The following is an 8,435-nucleotide window of genomic DNA, read 5'->3' on the forward strand; positions in this document are numbered from 1 at the left end:
GCCGCTATGCGGCCCTTTGTTTGCTATTTATACTGTTTTACGAGCATCTTTTAGTAGATCAGCAACTAAAAAGCCTAGTTCTAAAACTTGGTCTGCGTTTAGACGCGGATCACACTGGGTGCGGTAACGCTGAGATAAGTCTTCGTCTGATAGACCGTAGGCACCACCAACACACTCAGTAACGTGTTGCCCTGTCATTTCTAAGTGCACCCCACCAGGATAGCTACCCTCAGCTTTATGAACTGCGAAGAACTGACTGATTTCTCTTAGGATATTGTTAAAGCTACGTGTCTTATATCCAGTGGTCGCTTTTTCAGTGTTTCCGTGCATGGGATCCGAAGTCCAAATAACTTTGCGGCCTTCTTCTTGAATTCTGCGAACTAATTTAGGCAGCTTTTCCGGCAGCACATCTGCACCCATGCGTGTGATAAGTGTTAGACGACCAGGAATATTATCAGGGTTAAGCGCATCGACAAGTTTAATTAACTCATCTTCTTGCATCCCTGGGCCAACCTTTACGCCAATAGGGTTTTTAATACCACGGAAAAATTCGATATGTGCGTGATCTAATTGACGCGTACGTTCACCAATCCACACAAAGTGAGCAGAACAATCGTACCAATCACCGGATAAGTGATCTCTTCTCGTTAACGCTTCTTCATAACCTAATAGTAGCGCTTCGTGTGAAGTATAAAGCGGAGTTTCCTTCAGACTTGGTGCAACTGTTGAATCAATGCCACAAACTTCCATAAACTCAAGTGCTTCTTGAATACGCTCAGCGAGTTGTTGAAACTTGTCTTTTAACGGATTTGCAGCTACGAAACTCATATTCCAGCGATTTACCTGATGCAGATCTGCAAGACCACCCTGCGCAAACGCGCGAAGTAGGTTAAGCGTTGCTGCAGACTGGTGATACGCTTTCATCAATCTATCAGGATCTGGGATACGTGCTTCTTCCGTAAACTCAAAGCTATTAACGATATCGCCACGATATGAAGGTAAGGATGTACCATCAATAGTCTCAAAATCAGAAGAACGGGGTTTTGCATACTGCCCTGCCATTCGAGCAATTTTAACTACCGGGCATTTGCCACCATAGGTTAATACGACAGCCATTTGCAAAAGTGTTTTGAACGTATCACGAATATTAGCGGCACTGAAATCAGAAAACGATTCGGCGCAATCACCACCTTGCAATATAAAAGCTTTACCTTCACAAACATCTGCTAGGCTTTTATACAAGCTTCGCGTCTCTTCTGCAAAAACGAGCGGTGGGGCTGAATTTAGTTCTTTTTCAACTGATTTTAACTTCTCTGAATTTGGGTATTCAGGTTGCTGCAAGATTGGTTTATCTCTCCAGCTATTTGGGCTCCAATTAGCCATTGTATTTTCCTCATTCCAATATGTGTTACCACCATTGAACAGTACCCCAAACCCCCTTATTCATCAAGGAAAAACTTTAGTTTGTTTCAATAAAGAACACATCATACATTTGGCGATAAAGATAAATAGACACAATTGCTAAAACTGTTCAAAAAATTCTTTCACGATATAACCCTTGTTTAAGAAAGTTAATTTTTAATACATCTCTTCAACCAGAACGAAAGCGAACTTCAATTTGACAAATATCGGACTTTTAAGATCTAGGCCGTTATAATGGGCTTTATTGTCGATTTAAGATCCTAAAAGCGATATTAATATCAAACATAATCTTGTAGACCTACTAAATGGCGCTGTCGGATGGTAGCCAGTTCAAGACTTTGTTCGCAACAATGGAATTCTACCCTATCTCTTCAGTAAACCGTTTTGCGAAGTATTTATATAGCAAGACAACAGACAGATTTTGGTCACCTATTTGTATTATGTTAAATTGATTGCTTTTTAAAGTTTCATCTATGAAAGGTAAAGGTGAAAGTTAGCAACTCGTAGTATTTTATGAGCAGGAAGGGAGTAAGAAAAATGAGTCGTATTGTGACAAATCATACATAGTTTTTGGAAATGTTAACTCACACAGATACTTCCAGCTGGCCTCTCCCCAAATGAGAGCTCATTACTTAAAAAACTGGAGAGATCGTTCTTCAGTTCATTGGGTTATTTAAATAAAATGAATTTTCTTGATTAAGCTATCTTATACGATGAAATCTCGCCGACCAATCTAGACTAACTAGATAAAACTCTACTGTTAAAAAGGTGGTATTGCTTACTATAGTACTACTGAGTTTGCTCTTGACCCTCATCCTTTTCTTGATTTCTAACACAACAACTTTTTTCGTTCATCTATTCTTACAGCATCAAGAGGACTCTGCCTAAGGTGACTATTAATATGATTACTCGCAAAATAACTTAAACGCTATTTTCATTTCCAAAATCCCCATCAACTTCGAGACTGTTAATTTCAGAGATATTTTCCTATTGTAGTGGCATAGTTAATTTGGCCACCCATTAAGAAAGAAATGTTATGCTATTTGCATACAAATTTGGGTGAAAAAATGACGAAATTAAAACGCGCAACCTATTCTGCGGCAATCAAATTAGAAACAGCTCAACTTGTAGTTGACCAAGGCTACACACAAGAAGATGCAGCTAAGGCTATGGGGGTTGGTAAATCAACTGTAAGTAAGTGGGTAACTCAATTGAAGCAAGAGCGGAATGGCCAGACCCCCACAGCGTCACCAATGACACCTGAACAAATTGAAATCCGCGAACTTAAAAAGCAAATCCAACGTATTGAATTAGAAAAGGATATATTAAAAAAGGCTACCGCTCTCTTGATGTCCGACTCCCTGAACAATTCTCGTTAATTGAGAAATTAAATCAACGAGAGCGTTACCCAATTAGCGTGTTGTGTAGCGTATTCAATGTGCATCGCAGCAGCTATAAATATTGGGCCATACGGGATACAACGCCTACACCAGAGCAAATAAGGCTAGAAGCTGAAGTTAAAGCCATACATGCAATGAGCGGCGGTTCAGCTGGGGCACGGACAATCGCAGCAATCGCAACGAATAACGATTTTGAATTAAGCCGTTATCGCGCCGCTAAGCTAATGGTTAAACTAAAACTAGAGAGCTGCCAAGTACCACAACATCAATATAAAAGGGGTGGTAATGAGCATCTTGAAATCCCAAATTTGCTAGACAGGCAGTTTGATGTTGTTGAGCCGAATACGGTGTGGTGCGGTGATGTGACGTATATTTGGACAGGCAATCGCTGGGCCTATTTAGCGGTCGTTGTTGATTTATTTGCACGTAAAGTCGTTGGTTGGGCAATGTCGTTGTCGCCAGATACTAGCTTAACGCTAAAAGCGCTTGAACTCGCGTATGAAAGCAGAGGTAAACCAAGTGGATTGATGTTTCACTCAGACCAAGGAAGCCATTATACAAGCTTGAAGTACCGCCAACGTTTATGGCGCTATAAAATTACACAAAGTATGAGCAGGCGCGGAAATTGTTGGGATAATGCGCCAATGGAGCGATTTTTTAGAAGCTTTAAAACGGAGTGGATGCCAAAGGTTGGATACGAAAACTTTAAAGATGCTAAATATGGTGTGAGTGATTATATCAACGGATATTATAACAACGTTAGGCCTCATCATTATAATGCTGGTTTAGCGCCAAATGAATCTGAGGTTAGATACCAAGATTCTAAAACTGTGGCCAAAATTAGTTGACCACTACAGCTCTTCTTTATTTAACTTCGGTACAAATCGGGTAAGGAAATATTCCGGCGAAATTTGCATAATACTGAAGTGCCTGGTTTAGCTATTATAAAGTTAGTGCTATCGTTGCAACTTCGAACTGAACATGTATCAAAAGAAACTTGCACTATATTTTAGTCAGGTAAGACTGCAGAAAATGCGGATATTACTTGAAGATTCATTGCAAAGTAAAAGAAGTGGTACGGTTGTTCTCCAAGAAAGTGTAAAATTAAATTATTTAGAAGTAAGTACACGCTTACTTTTTACATCTCAACTTATCAATCACCTTCCCTTTACGGTCTAACTAGAATCTATTAAATCTTCACGTCTACATAAAAGCGCTCGGTCGAAATAAAGTTTGTGAATACTTACTATGGGTTTTCACTACCAAAACCTCTTGACAGTAACAAGACAATGTCGGGATCAACAAGTTGACTTTAATTTATAAAAAAGAGTACCATCGCGAGGATTTTACAGAGAACACATCATACAAACTGTTAATCAATATGAAATCACCATTAAATTTAAAAATTAATCAAGAAGCTGAAAATTAGCATTGCCATTCTGATTGATTACTAGCCACCACTTTCTATTTGAGTATTGTCCGTTAAGAACTCCCTGCAAAAATTTATCAAAATCCAATTTTATAAGAGAAATGCAAAAAAATTTGATATAATTTAGCTCATAAAAAAGGAACACATCATACTAAATATAAATTAAATAATTTGACCTATAAAAAGCTGATTAACATTTTCATCAAAATAAAATAGAGTTAATTCTCTATTTATAGAATTAACTAGGGCCTGCTTATCTTTCAAGTTTGTTTTTGCAGCTGTTGGCAGAACCTGCGTAGCATAGTTATCCTATGTGAGTCAGGCGATAAAGATACAAAGTACCTTTACCCAGCACTTCTGGTGCAACAATGAACCAAAACAAAAATCAAACAATAAAAGGTCCCTAGCTGATCATTTGATTTCTCCAAAGTCTTGGCGCTCTGAATAGAGGCTAAATAAGTGAAGATAAATATGAGCTATCAGAATATTTTTGATATAATCTGAATACACCTAGAAGAACACATCATACTTACTTATTAGGTAAACATGTACACTGTTACTGCATCACTCATAACTAATTGGTCAAATAACTAACTACTTAACACTGATATTCTATATAAGATATCCAGCTTAATTTAGCAAACGCAGGTCTAGTGAAAATGATATGGTTAGTTTTTCCATTAAATACTCATAGTAAAATCGCTTAGCGAGATTTCATTCTTTTTGATATAATATAAAAGAGATAATAAGAACACATCATACAATGAATAAATTTAATATACGTTCAACTTTCGATATTCTTAACGAACATATTAATCAGCTATGCCATGAACTGACTGAAGCCGATATAAAAAAGGCAACTTTTTATGAACTGCCTGATATAAAAAAACAAGATGAAGAAACCGCTCCAACAAATATAGCAGTTACAAAAATAGAAGGTGAAAAAGCACTTTCTAAATGTTTAGATGCTTATCGCGATCTCTATTTAAACGACCGCGAAAGCGGAAAGTTGTTGCAAAGGTTCCCAGGTCTTTTGTTAGTTAATGACCCTAATGAAGTTATCAAGTCTAGGGTGAATGCTGTGAATCTTGCCAAAGAAAATTTTAAAAATGCTATTCTGGAAATTTCTAACAATGATGCCAGATTCGAAGCTGTTCATAGTGCAGTTCCTAATTTAATGACTTTGGCTGCCTATCGAAAAATACATAGCGAATCCATAACTCCCTATTCCGTTCGATTTACCTGGATGAAAAAACATGCAACCAGAGTTTTGAGTAAAGAACTTGCTATGGAGATGTTGAATCGCTCTTCACTATATTCAAATCCGAGGATGATAGATCAGGAAAAGTGGCAACAACTAGTAGAACAAGAAAAATATAGAGTTTCTAGTCTATCAGAAAATGCTAAGCTCAGAATTAGAAGGCCAACCCGAGTAACGCCAGAGGTGAATGTAAGATATACAGCTCAGAATCGCTATCATGTGAGTGCCGCACTTCCATTTATACTCTTTAACCCGAATCCAGACACTAAACTTGGAGAGCTAAGTCATTTTACACAAAAAGATGATCATCCAAGAAAGCGAGAGTACAACTTTCTAGTCGATAGAATTTATTTAGAAAGATTTAAGTAATAATAAGGAATTCATACGGAATCTAAAGATAGTACGAAATTTAACATAATCTTGTTAAATTAGTATAGTCCATGGCAAGTGCTAACTGAGTAGTCCTCATTATAGTATGATGTGTTCTATCCATTTTAAAACTTATACCTATTAACTTGATTAAGTGATCTCTTTTGAGGCGAAGAAAATTTTGTCGATAACACCATTACTGCGTCCAGCTATCCCCAAGGTACTTACATCCGTGTAGGCAAGGCGGAAATCTTGCTATTTAGTTGTTCTAAATGAGAAATTTTTAACGCAGTTAGCATCAGATTTGCTCCTTCAAATTGAACAAGTATCAAGACTAATTGGTATTATAAGACTTTGATGAAATCGTTATCTTCACAGATTAAGTACTAAATTTCTTCAGGTTAAATTTTGATTTATCATTAAATTTTAAGCTCTGAAATAGCTTATCGACCACGGACTCGTATCTAGAAATCACTAATAAATTAACTACTATCGGATAACAAATTTTTTCTATTCGATTGTTCTAAATAGGAAGGTTTGAATTATTGATATGCTTGTTCTCTCTTCTAAGGATTAGAGAATTAATTTTATCCGCAGATGTAGTTTCAAGATTTATTGATGTCAGTATTTTTTCACCGCAGAAAATTTTTAAGAAAGCTTTTAGCTCTCATCGTTTTGAAAAATTGGATTGTAATAAATTTCGGTTAGAAAGTATCTTCTGTTGAAATAGAAATTAGCTTTGATATAGAAGTTTTTTGTTTTGGCTAGAAGTACCGCTCTAGCCAAAATAAGAAATCCTATTTTTTAACGATTTCTTCTAATGTATCTTCATCAATTACTTCAACATTTTCGACGATACGTTTTCCACCTTGAATTTCGATACGTTTATGGTGTTTATTGAGAGCCAATATCTCGTCACAGAATTGAGCAGATGGGTGCATTTCGTACACATAATCAACGATTTTTCCGGACTTTTCATCCTTAACATTTGAAATATTGTATTCGGATATCGCCCCTTTCTCGATCAAATCTTTCATTGTTGTGGTCATATCACGACGAAGTGCCTTCAATTTATTCTCTGTAATTTCATCATCAGAATAAATTGAGCCGTATTTTTCCATAATTGAAATTAGGCGAAAATGATAAGTTTTACCTGGAGCTGCGTAACGCCATAGATGATACAAACGTAGCATCATCCAACGAGATAAACCACGTTTTAACTCTTGAGCACTGTTGAAGTAATAACCTTTATACTCCAAGTTATCGATCATGTTATGAACAAATGCATTTAAACATGCAACACATTTTATGTTCCCGCCCTGTCCTTTTTTACCACTAAAGTGTAGCGACGACAGAAAGTTCATGTTTGATTCGTAAAATGAATCATCAATACTTGGGTTTTTAGTATCTGTAGCCGTATATTTGAACGAAAGTTTAGAACCTTGAAGGGCTTCCAAAGATTCCTTAATTTGTGGATAAGGCATTGATTGACCAACAGCTTTTAATTCTTGAGCAAGCTCGTTCATCGAAAAAATAACTGCGTATTGAATACCGGACTTAAAATTTATTTTAACAATCTTGCCTTTGGAAGCTAGACGGATCAGCGCACGCTCAACCTTTTCTTCTCGGTCAGATGGCCAAACTAAAAACTCTTCGTCATCACCATCTTTTTTAGTACTAACAACAGCAGGCGTAATTTTTATCTCACCTTCGTATAGAATACCATCTACTTTTTCAGAAATTTTCCTCGTTACGATCGTTTTTTTAGGCGCTTCTTCTAACGGTAATTTTTTATGTCCCGAACGAACAAAGCGTCCCCATAAATCGTAATGATTAAAGGTGTTAGAATAAGCTCTTAACCCATGGGCAGCATTTTCTAAAGATACTCGAACATCTTTATTATCCGTAAACAACGCCAAACTTTCGTTATCGATTGCACTTTCTACACCATGGATCTGTCCACGAAGTGAATCGGGCAAATTGTCAACAGAGATGTTCACCTTCCGGCTCATTGTTTTACTTCCAAATTTTCATGACGTCTAATAACAACATATTCGACAGAAAAAGTTAATGATTAAAGTTAGTAAAAAAGTGATCCGAAGGAACTTTTTTTGTTAGGATCATTTTTTTACTAACTAGGGGCTATTTTCAGATCAAGCTTTTACTAACAGAGATGAAATTAACGCTGAAAAACCTTTGTTTAAGGCCTATTTAGCGAAATTACAACGACAAACCAGACGTCCTTGTGGAAAACTCTACCATTAATTAGTAAAGATCTGATCTATGCTAGGTAGAGATCAGATCTATACATACCTTAAAGTACTTGATCTTATACCATCTGTGCATAACTATTTGATCTTACTTAGTAAAAAATTGATCTCCACCACCGCATCCGTGAACAATTCTGTGCATAAGCTGTTTATATATATCTTTTTGAAATAGTAGTTAGTAAAATTTCGATCTCGGAGTTATAAGAGATCTGATCTTAACCTAGTAAAAAGTAGATCTATAAAAATTAAAAAAAATGATGTAAAACAGTTGGATAGGTTATAAT

General features: G+C 36.4%; 4 protein-coding genes. 2 read left to right on the plus strand and 2 right to left on the minus strand.

Features of this window, described 5'->3' with window-relative positions; genetic code table 11:
* Positions 1–27 precede the first annotated feature (27 nt).
* Positions 28–1,383 (minus strand): class II 3-deoxy-7-phosphoheptulonate synthase, encoded by a 1,356-nt coding sequence (locus tag PPIS_RS24705; protein WP_010378652.1) that lies wholly within the window; start codon positions 1,381–1,383, stop codon positions 28–30.
* 1,106 nt (positions 1,384–2,489) lie between these two features.
* On the opposite strand from PPIS_RS24705, the gene PPIS_RS24710 reads away from it, so the two are divergent.
* A protein-coding gene (locus PPIS_RS24710; protein WP_096040897.1) for an IS3 family transposase occupies positions 2,490–3,670 on the plus strand; the annotation gives its coding sequence in 2 pieces (ribosomal slippage) (positions 2,490–2,748 and positions 2,748–3,670; 1,182 coding nt in all).
* 1,344 nt (positions 3,671–5,014) lie between these two features.
* Entirely contained in the window at positions 5,015–5,881 is an 867-nt protein-coding gene (locus PPIS_RS24715; RefSeq protein WP_010376210.1) for a DNA replication terminus site-binding protein, read from the plus strand.
* Positions 5,882–6,678: 797 nt separating this feature from the next.
* Here the strand turns inward: PPIS_RS24715 and PPIS_RS24725 are convergent.
* Entirely contained in the window at positions 6,679–7,893 is a 1,215-nt protein-coding gene (locus PPIS_RS24725; RefSeq protein WP_017216875.1) for a hypothetical protein, read from the minus strand.
* Positions 7,894–8,435: the final 542 nt, after the last annotated feature.

Source organism: Pseudoalteromonas piscicida, from assembly GCF_000238315.3.
Taxonomy (GTDB): Bacteria; Pseudomonadota; Gammaproteobacteria; order Enterobacterales; family Alteromonadaceae; genus Pseudoalteromonas; species Pseudoalteromonas piscicida.